Source organism: Streptomyces sp. B1866 (assembly GCF_031932565.1).
Classification (GTDB): domain Bacteria; phylum Actinomycetota; class Actinomycetes; order Streptomycetales; family Streptomycetaceae; genus Streptomyces.
The window spans coordinates 1-318 of the sequence record NZ_JAVSCF010000663.1; the positions used below are offsets into that span (position 1 = coordinate 1).

Genomic DNA, 318 nt, shown 5'->3' on the forward strand with positions numbered 1-318 from the left:
TAATCCGGCCGAACCCCCAAAGACTCCGCCAAACGGAACAGCGCCACCTCGACCGCGAACAACGCCACCTGCGTGAACTCCGTCGCGTTCAGCAACGCCGCATCCTCGGAGCCCTCCGGCGCGGCGAGCAGGTCACGCACCGAACGGCCCACCCGCCCGTCCAACTCCGCACACACCTCATCCAGAGCTTCCGCGAACCGCGGGAACTCAGCCGCCAACTCCACGCCCATCCGCGCCCGCTGCGCACCCTGACCGGTAAACAACACCGCGGTCTTACCGGCCACCAAGCCACCCTCGACCACCCCGGCAGCAGGCTCA

The 318-nt window shown here is 68.2% G+C and carries 1 protein-coding gene; it reads right to left on the reverse strand.

Translation table 11 applies throughout. The annotated features are described in order from the left end of the window. The coding region (locus RKE29_RS30690; protein ID WP_312008943.1) for an acyltransferase domain-containing protein at window positions 1–284 on the reverse strand (284 nt) is incomplete at its 3' end. Window positions 285–318: the final 34 nt, after the last annotated feature.